Here is a 13,807-nt window from a genome sequence, read left to right on the forward strand (position 1 = left end):
CTCCTGACTGGTTGTCGCCAACGTGTCGGACGTTGAGCCATTTGCCCGGTCACTTCAAGGCTGTGGCTGAAGCGCGCAAAAATAGGCGCTACAGCTTTCTGAAATACCGGGCAATGGGCAACAGCTCAAACCCAGCCTTTTCATACGTGCGCCGGGCCGGCGCGGGGCCGGGGTCGCCGCCGGTCTTGACCAGGGCCAGCGACATCCCGGCGCCCCCCATCCACCGGAGCGCAAATTCAGTCAGCGCCCCTCCGATGCCCCGGTTTTGCAATTCAGGAGCCACGGCAACCATGTAAATTTCCCCCGTGTTGGATTCTGCATGAAGCTTTACCGCTACGAACCCTGCGGTCGAGTCGGCTTCCGTGGCAATCCATACATGGGCAGCGGGGTCAGCACAAACGCTTTCGACGGCTTGTTGCTGGCTTTTCTGCCAGTCGGCACCGGGATACATTTCGTGGTAAATGCCCGGGCTCATCGCCTTCCGAAGCGAAGCAAAGACGGGCGCCCAGGCTTGCAGGGAAAGTTGAATGACTGCACCAAGGTGATGCGCGGTATAGGGCACAATCTGCATTTGCTTTGATGATTCGAGCCAACGGCCAGCGACCTCTGCGTTGCAGAATCCGCCTTGGGTCGGGCTGCTATTGCCGGCACGCGAGCCCTGCCACCCACGCACGAATAAGCTGATGGTAGCGGCCGGCAACCACCGGACGCGCTGGATTTTCGTCCCTCCCTACCAGCATTAAATGGTTGGCGCCGGGTATGCTGTGCAAACTCAAGCGAGGCAACTGCCAAGAAGGCCAGTCTTTTAACCCTTTCTGGGTGTTCACCCACTCGTCGTATTCCCCGTACAACACCAGTGTTGGCGTGACAAATTTACGGAAATAGGGAGCCGGCGTGAAATCCATGTCCCGCTTCCACCCGCTATCGCTCACCGAATCCAGCTTAAACACAATAGCGTCGGCAAACCACTTCCTGGTTTCCACTTGCTTGCGCAGGGTAGCCGCTTGCTTGTACGGAAGTTTGCCCCGGTAAAAGTCATCCACTGCGTTTCGTACGCGAATGGCGCTATCGATGGAAGACGACGCAACGCCTTTGGCTTGCAGGTGGTAACGGGCCGCAAAATCCATCTGCTGCGAGGGCGACTCGGTGCTGCCAGACACCAGTATAGTAAACTGACTGGCCTTGCTGTCGAGGGTATTCATGATGGCCGCAATCCAGCAGCCCTGGCTAATGCCGTACAAGCCGACGCACTGGGTGTTGATTCCGGGCAATGCTTTGACGGCGCGTAGGGCGGCCAGTCCGTCTTTGGCAAGGTCAGTGTAGCTCGTGTTGGCTGCCTTGGCCGAGGAGAGGCCATTGCCCCGCCGGTCGTAGCTGAACACGGCAATGCCCATCCGGTTCAGCTCCCGTGCCAAGTCAAGGTACAGGGAATAGTCGTGGCGGCCATACGTGGCACTGTGCAATATCAGCACGACGGGCTGCGGCTTTGATGGCACGCCGCCTGGCCGATACAGCCACCCAACCAAGCGGTTTTGGCCACTAGTAAACCGCACTGTATCAACTCGCTGAGCGCTGACAAAATGACTGCACACCAGCAGAAAAATAACTAGTATTCTCATTTATAAGGTTTGGCGGTGGCCTAGTTTATGGTTTAAGTCCGGCGCACACGCCGGGCTTGAACGACGTGACACTCGCATTGCGGGCCAGACAGGCATTTTCGTACGTTTTGCCGTCGCAGCCGCACACGGGGTTGTACTCCATCGTACAAGGGGCATCTTTGCTGATTTGGCTGACATCAATGCACTCGCCCGATTTAGGTGGTGCAACGGCCCGCGTACAGCCAATTAGTAATGCTTCAACTAATAAAATGCAGAATTTTAGCATGGCCAATAAAGAAAGTTCATCTGTTCAGTTCCATTTGCAATAACGCTACGTTCAAATTCCGGTTTTGAATTGGAAGTTCAGGTGCATCGAGCGTTTCATAGTATTCAATAAAATGAAATCCAAAAGATTTGTAGTAATCAATTAATTTTTCATTGTCAGCCCACGTATCCATTCTAATGTATTTTAAATTGTTTCGTCGCGCGAAGCGCTTGGCCCAATCCAGGATTTTTCCAAATAGTCTTTGACCTTTGAAGTTAGGATTTACTACAATTCTATGCAAGTAAATGGCGTCGCTTTGGTCCCTGTCACGCCAGATAAATGGGTCGTTGTGCTGAATACTAAACACACACAGAACGGTCGCTCCTTCTACAATCTTGTACTGCAGCCCATTCTCAATTTCTGTATGCAAAGCTGAATCATCGATTTTCTCCCAGACCTTGTAGCCATTTTTCCCTTGCAAACTTATTGCCTGTTCAAAAAGCCAATAGATTTTGTTCAAGTCTTCCTTGGTCGTATTGCTAACTTCGTGGTCGTGTGGTTTATCTAATTCCATCTCTAATTATTTTTCTCGCTGCTGCGTACCATTGTAATTACGGCGGCGGTCCAAATGAGGGTGATAATTTGCGATACAGGCAATTAATTACTTGGTTAGCAATGCAGTCAGGCCGGTGCAAAAGCTGCTTTTCTACTTATTGCAATTAGTTCAAATACCTCTGCCACTTGATTTTGGAACACCGCCAAATAGTAAAGCCATTGCCTGCTGCTTGAGGTGCCATCAATGTTGAGTGTCCGTGCTCACCCCATGCGTGCAAGCACAACACCACGGCGTCGTCCGCATCGGCTGGCATCCCAAAGGTTTACCACCGTGTCGGCTCTTACAATTTAATAGCTGCCGATACCAGCGCGAGCTAGCTTCCACGTCCTGAACGCCAGGTATCAATCCTAGTTGCATCGTGGCGGCTGGCTTTTGAATGATGCCACAAAGTGAACAGGACAATGCTGAAGCAGCATCGTTCAGATATCAGCTACGGCTATTACTGGCGCAAAACTATACCTTTGTTGGACTGCCTGTTTAGGCCAGTTTCAACAAACCGCCTGGTCCACCGCTTGCTCCCCTACGCTTCACTCCTGACGCTGAACCGCTACGACGCGCAGCCCCTCTACCTGCAGCTGGCCGCCCGTTTGGTACAGCAAATCCGCCAGGGTAAGCTGACCCCGGGCGCGCGCCTGCCCAGCACCCGGCAGTTGAGCACCCTGCTCGGCCTGCACCGGCAAACGGTGGTGGCCGCCTACGCCGAGCTGGCAGCCCAGGGCTGGCTGGAAAGCGTAGCCCGCAAGGGCTTGTTCGTGGCGGCGCACTTGCCAGTGATTTCTCCCGAGCCGTTGGCCCGCGAGCCCGCGCCGCGGGCCTTCGCGTCCCGAACCCGTTTCGATTTCGCGGCGGAAGCGCCGCTGGCCCGCACGCCCGCCCAGGCCAGCCAGTTTCGCTTGGCCTTCGACGACGGCTTTCCCGACGTGCGGCTGGCCCCGGTGGGGCTGCTGGCCCGCGCCTACCGCAGCGTGGCGCGGCGGCCCGCGGCGCGGCGGCACTTGCACTACGGCGCCGGGCAGGGCTCGGAGCACCTGCGGGCCGTGCTGGCCGAGGAGTTGCGCACCACGCGCGGCCTGGCCGTCACGGCCGATAACCTCCTCATCACGCGGGGCAGTCAGATGGGCATTTACCTGACCGCCCGCCTGCTGCTGCGCCCCGGCGACGCGGTGGTGGTGGGCGAAAGCAGCTACTACGTAGCCGACGCCGTGTTTCGCGACCAGGACGCCCAGCTGCTGCGGGTGCCCGTGGATGCGCACGGCATCGACGTGGACGCAGTGGAGCAGCGTTGCCGCCAGCAGCCGGTGCGACTGCTCTACCTCACGCCCCACCACCACCACCCCACCACCGTCACGCTGCGGGCCGACCGCCGCCACCGCCTGCTGCAACTGGCTGACCGCTACGGCTTCGCCATTCTGGAAGACGACTACGACTACGACTTTCACTACGCCAGTTCGCCGATTCTGCCGCTGGCCAGCGCCGACGCCGCCGGCAGCGTGGTGTACGTGGGCTCGCTGTGCAAGAGCCTGGCCCCGAGCATCCGCGTGGGCTACCTGGTCGCGCCAGCCGACCTGGTGCGGGCCGCCACCCGCCTGCGCCGGCTAATCGACATCCAGGGCGACAGCTTACTAGAAGAGGCCGTGGCGGAACTGTACAAGAACGGGGACATCCGCCGCCACCTGGCCAAGGCCGTGCGCGCGTATAGGGCCCGGCGCGACCTGCTGTGCGAGCTGCTGAGTTCAGAGTTGGGGGGAGTTGCCCAATTCCAGAAGCCCGCCGGCGGCCTGGCCGTGTGGGCCCGGTTCGCCGCCAAAACCCCGTTGGCGGACGTGGCCGGCCGCGCCCACCGGCTGGGCCTGTACCTGAACGACGGCAGCTTCTACCGCGCTGGGCAAGCCGAGGGCAACGGCGTTCGGCTGGGCTTTGCTTCGCTGAATGAGGAGGAACTGCGCGAGGCGGTGGCGCTGCTGGTGCAAGCAGTAGGATGAATCCTTCCGTACAGAGGCACCAAGCCTGCGACTTACGTGGCCAGCCATTTGGCCAGCCAGCGTTGGTTTGAATTACTTGTAATTGCTCGGCTGCCTTTCCCCTAATTTGCGAGATTCAATTGCCGGAAGTACTTGGGCGCTAAAGGTCAGGAAGGGCCCCAGACCATTCTTTATCATCAGCAGTCGTACTAGGTCCCCGTAAGATTCGAGCAGCCGGGCGTTGAATGCCTGGCCCGCATCAAGCGGGGTGAGCCCGACATCATTAATTAACTCCGACACCAGTTGCTTGGCCGTCTCGTCATCGCCCGCCAGAAAGCACACGGCGCGGCTTTGGCGCAGCACCTCGGCTGGGTGGCTGTAGGCTTCCTGGGCCGTGGTGTTGAACGCCTTGACCACTTTGACCCCCGGCACGTCGTTCTGGTATTTCTCGGTGTAAGATTGCAGCACGGGAGCATAGTCAAAGTCCTCAGGAATCTCTCCATTATTGCAGTCGATGAGTATTTTGTGCTGCCACTCCTCGGGGTCGGCCACTGCTGAGGGCAGCGTATCGCGCAGGGTGTACAGCAGTACATCGCCGAAGGCAATGGCTTCGCGCAAGGTACCACGGGGCAGGTCCGCCCCGGCAACTTCGACGAGAAAGTTGAGGTCCCGCTGGTTGCGGGCGCCGAAAAACACTTGGTGGCCCTTTTCGGCCCACCTCAGACCGAGCGTGCGGCCCATATTGCCGCTGCCAACAATTCCTATTTTCATGGGTTGGGGGTAGTTAATGTTTGGGGCCACAAAGCTTCACTTTAGAATTGCTGGCCGGAATAACTTACAAAATTGTGTGTATGAAAAAGGCCGCGTCAACCAACAGCCAGAACGAAGCCCAGCTACACGTCGTTTGCCCCATGACGTACGCCCTGGCCAAAATCGGGAACCGGTGGAAGCCCTTGATTCTGTTCAGGCTGTTGGCGGGAGATTTGCGCTTCGGGGAGCTGCGCCACCAAATCACCACCATTACGGAGCGAATGCTCGCCCTCAACTTACGGGAGTTGGAACGCGATAATTTGATTATCCGCAAGGATTTTGACGTGTTCCCTAAAAAAGTCAGTTACTCGCTAACCCCTGCGGGCCGGGAGCTTAACGCGGTGCTGGCTCACATTTGCGAGTGGGGCGCGATGGACATGCTGCGCGATGCTGCACAGAAAAAGCAACTGTTACAAGTCGGTCCAATAATTTAATACCAACTGGCTTAAATTACTGCATTGCTCTGACTACTTCGGCGGGCAAGTCACATTGCCCAAGCGTAAGCTATCAGGACTTTCACTAATTTTAACTGCACTGTTTTTTTCTCCTGATGCTGTAAACAAAGGCCTTTTACCGAAACAGTTCGGAACCATAAAATTCGGCGCGAGCCGTCGTAAATATTACGGGGTTATGTATTTAAATATTTTGGTAAATTATGGATTACTGGTGTATATTCCTGACTAAAATCCTTTATTCTGTACTGGCTTCAACTGCTGAATAGATAGTCAGACTGCGAGGCTTCGTTTGCAGTTCGGAGAAAATCTGCCCCGCCCAGCATAATTCTGCTGTGCTCCGGCGCACCGACTGAGTTGTTTTGTGACACGCAATCATCGGATTGCGTTAGGCGAGCAAGGAAGGGTTCGGCCGGCAGCAGCGGCAGGCAACAGCTGCAACTGTTGCCGCTTCAGCAAGCTTGGGGCGTGTTTTTGGTGAGTGCGCTCCCAAGTCGGGCTTAACCGGTGTGCGCTGGCGGTTGAACTCTTCTTTGCAAAATGCTGCCAGCCGCTCCTTCTGCTCCTGCCACGGGGGCCGCAAACGCCGGGGTTGGCAACAATCAACAATGCCGGCGGCATGAGCGCCAGCCCTGCTAAAGCCGCCAGCACTCCTAAAAAAGCTGCTGCCCCAGCGGGCTGGGAGTATCGGATAGGCTTGCTGGCCAACCATTGTTTTGGTTGAGGCTACATTAAGCCGCCACGCGAAACAGCCCGCATAAATCACTCAGCTTAATAAGAAAAGGTGCATTGAATCATGGATGTTCTAATATTAACTATTCAAGTTTTACTTAGTATACTTCTCATCGTAGGTGCGTTGTTCAAACTCACTATGCCCTATGCCAAATATTCTAACATACCGAGCGTGGCTTGGTCGAAAGAGTTCAAACCAGCGCATATTCGTCTCATGGGTGTCTTTGAATTAGCTGGTGGGGTTGGTCTCGTCATTCCACTATTTTTAAATTTTCTGAAAATAATCACACCTTTGGCAGCGGTCGGAATTGCCCTCTATATGGCTGGAGCAATGGCTACGCATCTCCGTCGTTCAGAATATTTGCATATGGCTGGTAACTTAGTGATTTTCCTCATGCCCGCTCTATTCATTGCTTACGCCACACTAGTTAGGATTATAGGGCTGGATGCAAGCCAGTGAAAAGTCCGGTCGTACTTACCAAACGGACTTTTTTCGCTGCAAAACTTAGCATCGTTCGTTGCAAACACCCTGGTCCACATTAAGAAAAAAGCGCGGTCCAGGGCCTCAGCAGCTAGACTTCTGGGACCGCCTTACCAGCCTAAAGGCTGGCCGTCGCGGAAGAATCCACCGGTGGGGCCATCGTCGGGCAGGGTGGCGGCCCACACGATGCCGGCGGCCCCTTCCGGCACGGGGCGGGCCCCGTACTCAGCAAAGTCGGGCTGGGTAGCCACAAAGCCCGGGCACACCGAATTGACCAGAATGTGGTCCGCCCGCAGGTCTTTGGCAAGCTTGGCGGTGAGGCCATTCAGGGCAAGCTTGGTGAGGGCGTATACGCTGGCCGTGGGTTGCTTCGAATCGGTCAGGCCCCACACCGGGTCGGCGAAGGAGCCCATGCCGCTGGAGACGTTCACGATGCGCCCGTGCGGGCTCTGCCGCAGCAGGGGCAGCAGCGCCTGCACCACCCGCCAGGGCCCGAACAGGTTGGCATCAAACCGCCGCTGCGCCTCCGATAGGTCCACCGGCGCGGCCGGGTCCTCGGCCGGCAGCATCACGGCGGCATTGTTAATCAGCACGTCCAGCCGCCCGGCCTGCCGGGCGACGGCGGCGGCCAACTGAGCAGCGCTGTCGTCGCTGCACACATCCAGCTGCTGTGCCGTCACGGCCAATCCCTCCTGCTGGAGCTGGTGGGCTAATTCCTCCGCTTGGGTGGGTTCGCGGGCCGTGATGATTACGTGGTAGCCCTGGCGGGCGAGTTGGCGGGCGGTTTCGTAGCCCATGCCCATGGCCCGGCTTACGCCGGTGATGAGGGCAACTGGTGATTTGGTCATGTCTTTAGAAGAAGAATATTAGAGAAATTTTAAAGAAGAGAATTTATGCTTTCATCTAGTCTTGTCTGACTTAAGTGGTCTATAGCTGGGCGGCAGGGGGCAATGGTCGACAACTGGATGCCGCACGCTTTCAGTTGGTGTGGGCTCGTGTACTTGTTCACTTGGCTCTGCTCGCGGAGCCGGGCGAGCGGTGCAGTCCACAAGCAGCATGGATAGGCCAATCAGCAGTCTTTGGAATAGGTGCCAACTGATTCGCTCATAAATGTTGTCGGCCGGGCTCATGCGACTAGGCGGGCCCGGTCCACGTCCGGGCTGCGGTAGAGGGCTTCGGGAATTTGCGCCAGCGCGGAATCGTGGACTTGCGGCCCCAGGCCATAAAACTGCTGGAAACTCATGATGAGCGGCCGCCATTTGTCGGGGTCGACGCGGTTGGGGTGGCCGGCGAGCAGGATGGCCTCGTCGAGGTGCACGCGCTGCACGCGCACCTCCAGCGTGAGCAGGCGGCCGCACTGCGCCGCGTCGGCCGCGGCCAGGCCGTGGTGGGCCTCCAGCACGGCTTCGAGCTGCACCGGGCACTCGGCCACGCGGGGGGCGGCCACGGTTTCGGCCGGCACGGGGGTGAGGCCCGCGCGGCCGAATTTGTCGGGCTCGAATTGGTAGCCCTTCTGCGCCTTGCCTTCTGGCACCGGGTCGGAGCCGGTGCGCAGGGCCAGGCGGTTGACGGCCCCGGCCTGGGCCACGGAAGGCAGGTTGAGCACGCACTGGCCGGTGCGCAGCAGGTTTTCGGTGGTTTTGGAGAAAGCCGACAAGCCCAGCACGCACCGCCAGCCCAGCCAGAAGGCCGAAGACATGGGGGCTAGGTTGTAGGTGCCGTCTTCGTTGATGGTGCTGATGAGGACGACGGGGGTGCCGAAATACAGAATGGCGGGTTCACTGGTCAGGTGCATAGCGGGGAAGCGTTGATTGGAACAATGAGCAAAGCTCCTCACTTCCCTCCCACCCCAAAACCCACTTCTTGCGCACTTGCAGCCTTAATGTCAACGCGCACATTCACATTATGAAAACAAGCAGATTTTTTTGTCAGACGAGGGTCTGAATCCGGTGTTGCGTCATATCTGTTGGGCCGCGGAAGTCATCGCCAGTTCAATGTAGTCAATGCCCAATCTAACCAGCTAATAGCCCGGTTCACAGGAATTGACTGGTAGCCAATGATGGCGGGCAATAGCTTTACCCGAAAGCTAATTCACCTACTCCTCATTATGACACTTGGTGCTTTTCCTGGTTTTTGGCTGTTGCTCCTGAGCCTACTCCCTGTTGAGAACAACGACAATCCGGGCAAGAAAATAGATGCCCGCGCCTTGGCCGCCTTGGTCCAAGCCGCCGAAGCCAGCCATTCCGATGCCCTGGTGGTGCTCAAGGACGGGCAGCTTGTCGGAGAATGGTATTTTGGTCACCCGATCGGTCCCATCGAGGCGATGTCGGACACCAAGTCGGTCCTCAGCCTGGCCGTTGGCTCATTGGTGAGAGAAGGCAAAATAGCGTCGGTGGACGAACCGGTCAGTTCGTTTTACCCCGAATGGAAGCAGGGCCGCAAGCGCACCATTACCATCCGGCAGCTGCTGAATCACACCTCCGGCCTGCAAAATGAGTTAAACGCCGGAGCGGAAATCTATCCGAGCCCCGATTTTGTGCAGCTGGCCTTGGCCGCGGAGTTGACCGACGAGCCCGGCAAGCGCTTTGCCTATAACAACAAAGCGCTCAACCTACTGACGGGGGTGGTGCAGAAGGCTTCCGGTAAACGCTTGGACAGCTACCTGCGTGATGGCTTGTTTAAGCAGATGGGCATTACGGACTTCAGTTGGACGCTGGACCCCGCTGGAAATCCGCACGGGATGTCTGGCTTACAGATACGACCGGCCGATTTGGCCAAATTAGGCCAGCTCATGCTACAGGAAGGGCGCTGGAATGATCAGCAACTGCTCAGCCCCGAGTGGGTGGCCGCATCCGTGCGCGCCGACCCAGCCGTTTCGCCAACCTACGGGTATTTGTGGTGGCTAATACCCGAATCTATTACCTACGTAATTGACGACGCACAAATTAGTAAGCTGGCGGCCGCCGGGGTAGACGTGGGATTTGTAAACCGCGCACGGCAAATACGGGGCAGCTACATCGGCCGAGAATCATACAATACTGCTTTGAAACAAGCCTTCGGCAACAACTGGCAGCAGGTCATACAACAAGCACTCGGGCAAGTGGACCTGGGTCTTTCCGCTAAGCACTACAGCCAAAAAATTATCGGGTACCTGGCCGATGGCTACCTGGGTCAGTACTTGGTTGTGTACCCGCAGTACGGGCTGGTAGCCGTACGCATGGTGCGCAACTCTCCTTCCTACAATGCGGCAACCGATGGGTTTGCCGATTTTGAAACGCGCGTGCTGCAACTTGTTACACCTCATTGAGCGACTCCATGGAGCGGCTTGAAACCTGGTTCCGGTGGCTGGTGCCCCCGCTGATTGGCGGGGCGGCCTACGCCGTCCTTTTATTGCTTAGCCAATTCGAGAAACCCGACGGATTCGTGTGGTTTGTGCTGCTGCACTACGTGCTGCTGATGGCGGCTTTTTACGAGGGCAGCCGCTTTATTGCCCGCCGGCTGGACCGACACTTGCCCTGGACCGGGCAAATCGGCAAGCGCCTGGCGGTGCAGCTACTCACCAGTCTCGCCTACTCTTCCGTCGTCACGCTGCTCTCCTACACCGCGCTAAAGCTGTTTATGATGGCGCGGTACCACCAGCCCGACCACTTTGGCCTGTACCACTTGTCCCTAATGGGTGCTTACGGCTTGCTGCTGGCCCTGCTCGTCAACGCGGTGCTGCTGGGACTGGGCTTTTTGCAGTTCTGGCAACAGGAAAAACTACGAGCCGAACGCTGGCAACAGGAGTCGACGCGCGCGCAACTGGAGTCTCTCAAGGACCAAGTGAATCCCCATTTTCTGTTCAACAGCTTTAACATCTTGTCGGAGCTTATTGACGATGACCCGGCGGCAGCCAAGCACTTTGTGGACAAGATGGCCGAGGTGTACCGCTACGTGCTAAGCAGCCGCCACGTCGAACTGATTGCGCTCAGCGAGGAATTAGATTTTGCCCAAGCGTATGCTTTTCTGCTCGACAAACGCTTCGGTGATGCGCTACGGGTGCAGGTGCAGGTACCGGCTGATTCGCAACGCGAATACCTACCCCCGTTGGCGCTGCAAATGCTGTTTGAAAACGCCATCAAGCACAACGTGGCCTCGCGTCGGCACCCGCTCACCATCCGCTTGTGGGTAGAAGGCAGCCAATTGCTTGTCAGCAACAACCGGCAGCCGCGTCCCGACGTGGGGCCAGTTTCCCGGCTGGGTTTGCAAAACATCTGCAAGCGCTACGCCTACCTTTCCGACCAGCAGCCATTGGTGGAACCAACGCCGACGGATTTCCTGGTCCGCCTGCCGCTGCTATCCCTGACGGACCCGTTACCTGCGGCGTAGGCATGACCATTCTGATAATTGAAGACGAAGCCCTGGCCGCCCGCAAGCTCAGCGGCTTTCTCCGTGCGCATGACTCCACGGCTCAAATTCTGGGGCCCATCGACTCGGTAGAAGAAGCGGTGAGCTGGCTCAACAGCCACCCCCAGCCCGACCTTATTTTTCTCGATGTACACCTCGCGGACGGTAACAGCTTCAGCATCTTTGAGCGCGTAGCCGTGCATGCGCCGGTTATTTTCACCACGGCTTACGACCAGTACGCGCTGCGCGCCTTCGAGGTAAACAGCGTGCATTACGTGCTAAAACCCCTCACGCAAGCCGGCATTGACAGCTGTTTTGCGAAGCTGACCACCTTGCAGAGAAGCCTGGTTTCCGTGCCGTTGCCCGCTCCCAACTACGAGCACCTGGTAGAGCTGCTGCGTAAAACGACCCTTGCGTACAAGGCCCGCTTTCTGGTCAAGGCAGGCTCGCGGATTCAATCGGTGCCCGTTGAACAAGTAGCCTATTGCTACGCCGAGGAAGGCGTTACGTTTCTAATGACGCTGCGCCGGGCACGGTTCGCGGTTGATTATACGCTGGAAGAGTTGGAGGCCAAGCTGGACCCGAACTGTTTTTTTCGTTTGAACCGCCGCTTTATCGTGCATTTTCAAGCCATCCACGAAATCCATTCGCACTTCAAAGGCCGCTTGAAAGTGGCGTTAACCCCGACTTACCCGGCTGAAATCGTTGTCAGTAGCGAAACCACTCCTGCTTTCAAATTATGGATGGACCGGTGACCAGTCGGCGAGGTGGCGTACTTGTCGTAGCCCTGGCCGTTAATAAAGTCACCGGTATGCGGTTGTCGTTGGATGTTCAGTGCCTCAACTAACCAGCTCCGAAGCCAACTCGCAGTTGGTCGGCACCTTCTCCGCCGTTTGCGCGGCTTCCCAGGCCAGCAGGGCCTGCTTGCGGGTTGCGCCCCAGCCGCAGCCGCCCAGCTCGCCGTGCTGCTGAATGACGCGGTGGCAGGGAATAAGATGTCCGAGGGCGTTGGCTCCCACGGCCCCGCCCACCGCCGGGCCCGCGCCGGACCGGCCCACGGCCGCCGCCGCGTACGACACCACCTGGCCGGGCGGAATGCGCAGCAACGCTTCCCACACTTTGATTTGAAAATTGGTGCCTTTCAGCAGCAGGGCCAACGGTTTTGAAGAAGCGGTGGGAGCAAACAGCTGCTGCACCACGGGGCCCGTCTCGGCGGGGGCGGCCCGCAGCCAGACGCGCGGCCGCTGCTGGCGCAGGGCCTGCACGGCCGTCGCCTGTTCGGCGCTGGCTCTCTGGCGTCTACACCCGCTCCAATGGCAGATGCGGTAGCGGTGGTAACTCTACTCGAATCTGGTCTCCGGCGCGGACCTCTCCGCCAGCCGGCACATTGCCCATCATCCCAGCTTTTCGAATTAGGTTGCCTCGCTTGTCTTGGTCTAACACGGCCCGCATCAGGCCTGGTTGAAAGGTGTTCAACTGGGCACAGGGATTACGCAAACCGGTTACCTCCACTACCGCATGTGCTCCCAGTCGCAAGTGCGTACCCCGTGGCAAGCCCAACAATTCTAGGCCGCGCGTCGTGATATTCTCGCCCAGGTCGCCTGGACCTACTTGGAAACCTTGTGCCTGCAATTCTTCGTGCAACTCGGCCCGAATCAGATGTACTTGGCGCGGGTCAGGCTGGGCAGGGTCGGTGGCCACTCCCGAACGATGTTGCACGGTAGCGCCCGCGTGGGCATCGCCAGCTACGCCTAATCCGACCAATAGCTCAATAACCGACTGAGAGTCTTTGCTGAAATTATGCGCCGGGCTGCGATGTACCGCCACGATGTAACCTGAAGCTTTTACGAAACTCACCGATTAGCACGTGCAGAATCACAAACTTACTTGGCCGAATTGAGGACACCAGCGAATCCAAGAAACGAGCGGTTGCGTCGTGCAGGGCACCGGCGCGTTGTAGCCCTTGCAGCCCCCGGGGCTCAGGCGCAGCGGGTGCCCCAGCCCGGCGAATAGCTCCGAAAACATCATGCCGACGAAGCAACCCCTGTCAGCCCCGTGGTCGGCCCGGCTAAACACCCGGCGGCCCGACCAGCCAACGTATCTCCCGATAGGCGGCCAGCAGGCCAGCTCCGCACACCACCCAGCGCCGCCACGAGTGCAGCCACACAAAGGAACAGGCAGCCATGCGCACAGAAGAAAAACCGGAATAGCCAGCGGGTTGAGCGAGCTACCTGCCCGCTCGAAAAGTAGCCAAATCAGTCACGAGCAAAACCGCAAAGAAAATGAATGGACCAGATAACGCGGATTATGTGGGTATGTGGGCGCAATCAATGTGGTACTTAGAACCTATCCGAAAAATGAATTGAACGTCATGCTGAGCGCAGCCGGAACAACAAGCGAGCGACGGGCCGAATTGGTCAAAAAAAACGGCGAGGTTGCTAGGGGGGGCGGCACAAGTAGGGCGTTAAGCAACAAAAAAATTTTTAGGAAAACACCCTAATTTGGG

Annotated in this window: 15 protein-coding genes; 6 read left to right on the forward strand and 9 right to left on the reverse strand. The window is 57.7% G+C overall.

Features of this window, described 5'->3' with window-relative positions:
- Positions 1 to 88: 88 nt before the first annotated feature.
- The 4 genes from RMO51_RS14205 to RMO51_RS14220 form a co-directional block, all read right to left on the reverse strand.
- Positions 89 to 571: a GNAT family N-acetyltransferase gene (locus RMO51_RS14205; protein WP_310395661.1), complete on the reverse strand. Its 483-nt coding sequence runs from the start codon at positions 569 to 571 to the stop codon at positions 89 to 91.
- Positions 572 to 638: 67 nt separating this feature from the next.
- On the reverse strand, positions 639 to 1,619 hold the full coding sequence (locus RMO51_RS14210) for an alpha/beta fold hydrolase (RefSeq protein ID WP_310395663.1): 981 nt from the start codon (positions 1,617 to 1,619) through the stop codon (positions 639 to 641).
- A 25-nt stretch (positions 1,620 to 1,644) separates the two neighbouring features.
- Complete coding sequence (locus RMO51_RS14215; protein WP_310395665.1) at positions 1,645 to 1,884, reverse strand: Kazal-type serine protease inhibitor domain-containing protein; 240 nt, start codon at positions 1,882 to 1,884, stop codon at positions 1,645 to 1,647.
- 16 nt (positions 1,885 to 1,900) lie between these two features.
- On the reverse strand, positions 1,901 to 2,437 hold the full coding sequence (locus RMO51_RS14220) for a GNAT family N-acetyltransferase (protein ID WP_310395667.1): 537 nt from the start codon (positions 2,435 to 2,437) through the stop codon (positions 1,901 to 1,903).
- Positions 2,438 to 2,991: 554 nt separating this feature from the next.
- Here RMO51_RS14220 and RMO51_RS14225 point away from each other — a divergent pair.
- The gene (locus RMO51_RS14225) at positions 2,992 to 4,461 is read left to right on the forward strand and encodes a PLP-dependent aminotransferase family protein (RefSeq protein WP_310395668.1); all 1,470 of its coding nucleotides are present in this window, start codon (positions 2,992 to 2,994) and stop codon (positions 4,459 to 4,461) included.
- 72 nt (positions 4,462 to 4,533) lie between these two features.
- Here RMO51_RS14225 and RMO51_RS14230 read toward each other — a convergent pair whose 3' ends face one another.
- A complete protein-coding gene (locus tag RMO51_RS14230) occupies positions 4,534 to 5,211 on the reverse strand; it encodes an NAD(P)-binding domain-containing protein (protein WP_310395670.1) in 678 nt (225 codons plus the stop codon).
- A 140-nt stretch (positions 5,212 to 5,351) separates the two neighbouring features.
- Here RMO51_RS14230 and RMO51_RS14235 point away from each other — a divergent pair, with 140 nt between their 5' ends.
- Together RMO51_RS14235 and RMO51_RS14240 are read left to right on the forward strand one after the other, a co-directional pair.
- Positions 5,352 to 5,684, forward strand: coding sequence for a helix-turn-helix domain-containing protein (locus tag RMO51_RS14235; protein WP_310395671.1), 333 nt, complete (start codon positions 5,352 to 5,354; stop codon positions 5,682 to 5,684).
- An 814-nt stretch (positions 5,685 to 6,498) separates the two neighbouring features.
- Positions 6,499 to 6,894 carry a DoxX family protein gene (locus RMO51_RS14240; protein WP_310395672.1) on the forward strand — a complete coding sequence of 132 codons (396 nt, stop codon included), beginning with the start codon at positions 6,499 to 6,501 and terminating at the stop codon, positions 6,892 to 6,894.
- Between the two features lie 131 nt (positions 6,895 to 7,025).
- Here RMO51_RS14240 and RMO51_RS14245 read toward each other — a convergent pair whose 3' ends face one another.
- Both RMO51_RS14245 and RMO51_RS14250 read right to left on the reverse strand, forming a co-directional pair.
- Positions 7,026 to 7,763 carry an SDR family NAD(P)-dependent oxidoreductase gene (locus RMO51_RS14245; protein ID WP_310395673.1) on the reverse strand — a complete coding sequence of 246 codons (738 nt, stop codon included), beginning with the start codon at positions 7,761 to 7,763 and terminating at the stop codon, positions 7,026 to 7,028.
- Positions 7,764 to 8,041: 278 nt separating this feature from the next.
- Positions 8,042 to 8,710 carry a flavin reductase family protein gene (locus tag RMO51_RS14250; protein WP_310395674.1) on the reverse strand — a complete coding sequence of 223 codons (669 nt, stop codon included), beginning with the start codon at positions 8,708 to 8,710 and terminating at the stop codon, positions 8,042 to 8,044.
- Between the two features lie 312 nt (positions 8,711 to 9,022).
- Here RMO51_RS14250 and RMO51_RS14255 point away from each other — a divergent pair, with 312 nt between their 5' ends.
- From RMO51_RS14255 to RMO51_RS14265, 3 genes are read left to right on the forward strand one after another with little or no spacing between them, the layout of a single operon-like run.
- Positions 9,023 to 10,222, forward strand: a complete 1,200-nt coding sequence (locus RMO51_RS14255) for a serine hydrolase (protein ID WP_310395675.1) — start codon at positions 9,023 to 9,025, stop codon at positions 10,220 to 10,222.
- Positions 10,223 to 10,230: 8 nt separating this feature from the next.
- A complete protein-coding gene (locus RMO51_RS14260) occupies positions 10,231 to 11,283 on the forward strand; it encodes a histidine kinase (protein ID WP_310395677.1) in 1,053 nt (350 codons plus the stop codon).
- A 2-nt stretch (positions 11,284 to 11,285) separates the two neighbouring features.
- On the forward strand, positions 11,286 to 12,056 hold the full coding sequence (locus RMO51_RS14265; RefSeq protein WP_310395678.1) for a LytTR family DNA-binding domain-containing protein: 771 nt from the start codon (positions 11,286 to 11,288) through the stop codon (positions 12,054 to 12,056).
- A gap of 84 nt (positions 12,057 to 12,140) precedes the next feature.
- Here the strand turns inward: RMO51_RS14265 and RMO51_RS14270 are convergent, their stop codons facing one another.
- Together RMO51_RS14270 and RMO51_RS22610 are read right to left on the reverse strand one after the other, a co-directional pair.
- Positions 12,141 to 12,566: a methylated-DNA--[protein]-cysteine S-methyltransferase gene (locus RMO51_RS14270; RefSeq protein ID WP_310395680.1), complete on the reverse strand. Its 426-nt coding sequence runs from the start codon at positions 12,564 to 12,566 to the stop codon at positions 12,141 to 12,143.
- 34 nt (positions 12,567 to 12,600) lie between these two features.
- Positions 12,601 to 13,158 (reverse strand): MOSC domain-containing protein, encoded by a 558-nt coding sequence (locus tag RMO51_RS22610; RefSeq protein WP_409025046.1) that lies wholly within the window; start codon positions 13,156 to 13,158, stop codon positions 12,601 to 12,603.
- Between the last annotated feature and the right edge of the window lie 649 nt (positions 13,159 to 13,807).

The organism is Hymenobacter sp. (genome assembly GCF_031398885.1).
In the GTDB taxonomy this organism is placed as follows: domain Bacteria; phylum Bacteroidota; class Bacteroidia; order Cytophagales; family Hymenobacteraceae; genus Hymenobacter.

Bases quoted from the DNA above. Each gene is read 5' to 3' on its own strand.
- RMO51_RS14205 (WP_310395661.1), bottom strand. From the start codon at position 571: ATGCAGATTGTGCCCTATACCGCGCATCACCTTGGTGCAGTCATTCAA.
- RMO51_RS14210 (WP_310395663.1), bottom strand. From the start codon at position 1,619: ATGAGAATACTAGTTATTTTTCTGCTGGTGTGCAGTCATTTTGTCAGC.
- RMO51_RS14215 (WP_310395665.1), bottom strand. From the start codon at position 1,884: ATGCTAAAATTCTGCATTTTATTAGTTGAAGCATTACTAATTGGCTGT.
- RMO51_RS14220 (WP_310395667.1), bottom strand. From the start codon at position 2,437: ATGGAATTAGATAAACCACACGACCACGAAGTTAGCAATACGACCAAG.
- RMO51_RS14230 (WP_310395670.1), bottom strand. From the start codon at position 5,211: ATGAAAATAGGAATTGTTGGCAGCGGCAATATGGGCCGCACGCTCGGT.
- RMO51_RS14235 (WP_310395671.1), top strand. From the start codon at position 5,352: ATGACGTACGCCCTGGCCAAAATCGGGAACCGGTGGAAGCCCTTGATT.
- RMO51_RS14240 (WP_310395672.1), top strand. From the start codon at position 6,499: ATGGATGTTCTAATATTAACTATTCAAGTTTTACTTAGTATACTTCTC.
- RMO51_RS14245 (WP_310395673.1), bottom strand. From the start codon at position 7,763: ATGACCAAATCACCAGTTGCCCTCATCACCGGCGTAAGCCGGGCCATG.
- RMO51_RS14250 (WP_310395674.1), bottom strand. From the start codon at position 8,710: ATGCACCTGACCAGTGAACCCGCCATTCTGTATTTCGGCACCCCCGTC.
- RMO51_RS14255 (WP_310395675.1), top strand. From the start codon at position 9,023: ATGACACTTGGTGCTTTTCCTGGTTTTTGGCTGTTGCTCCTGAGCCTA.
- RMO51_RS14260 (WP_310395677.1), top strand. From the start codon at position 10,231: ATGGAGCGGCTTGAAACCTGGTTCCGGTGGCTGGTGCCCCCGCTGATT.
- RMO51_RS14265 (WP_310395678.1), top strand. From the start codon at position 11,286: ATGACCATTCTGATAATTGAAGACGAAGCCCTGGCCGCCCGCAAGCTC.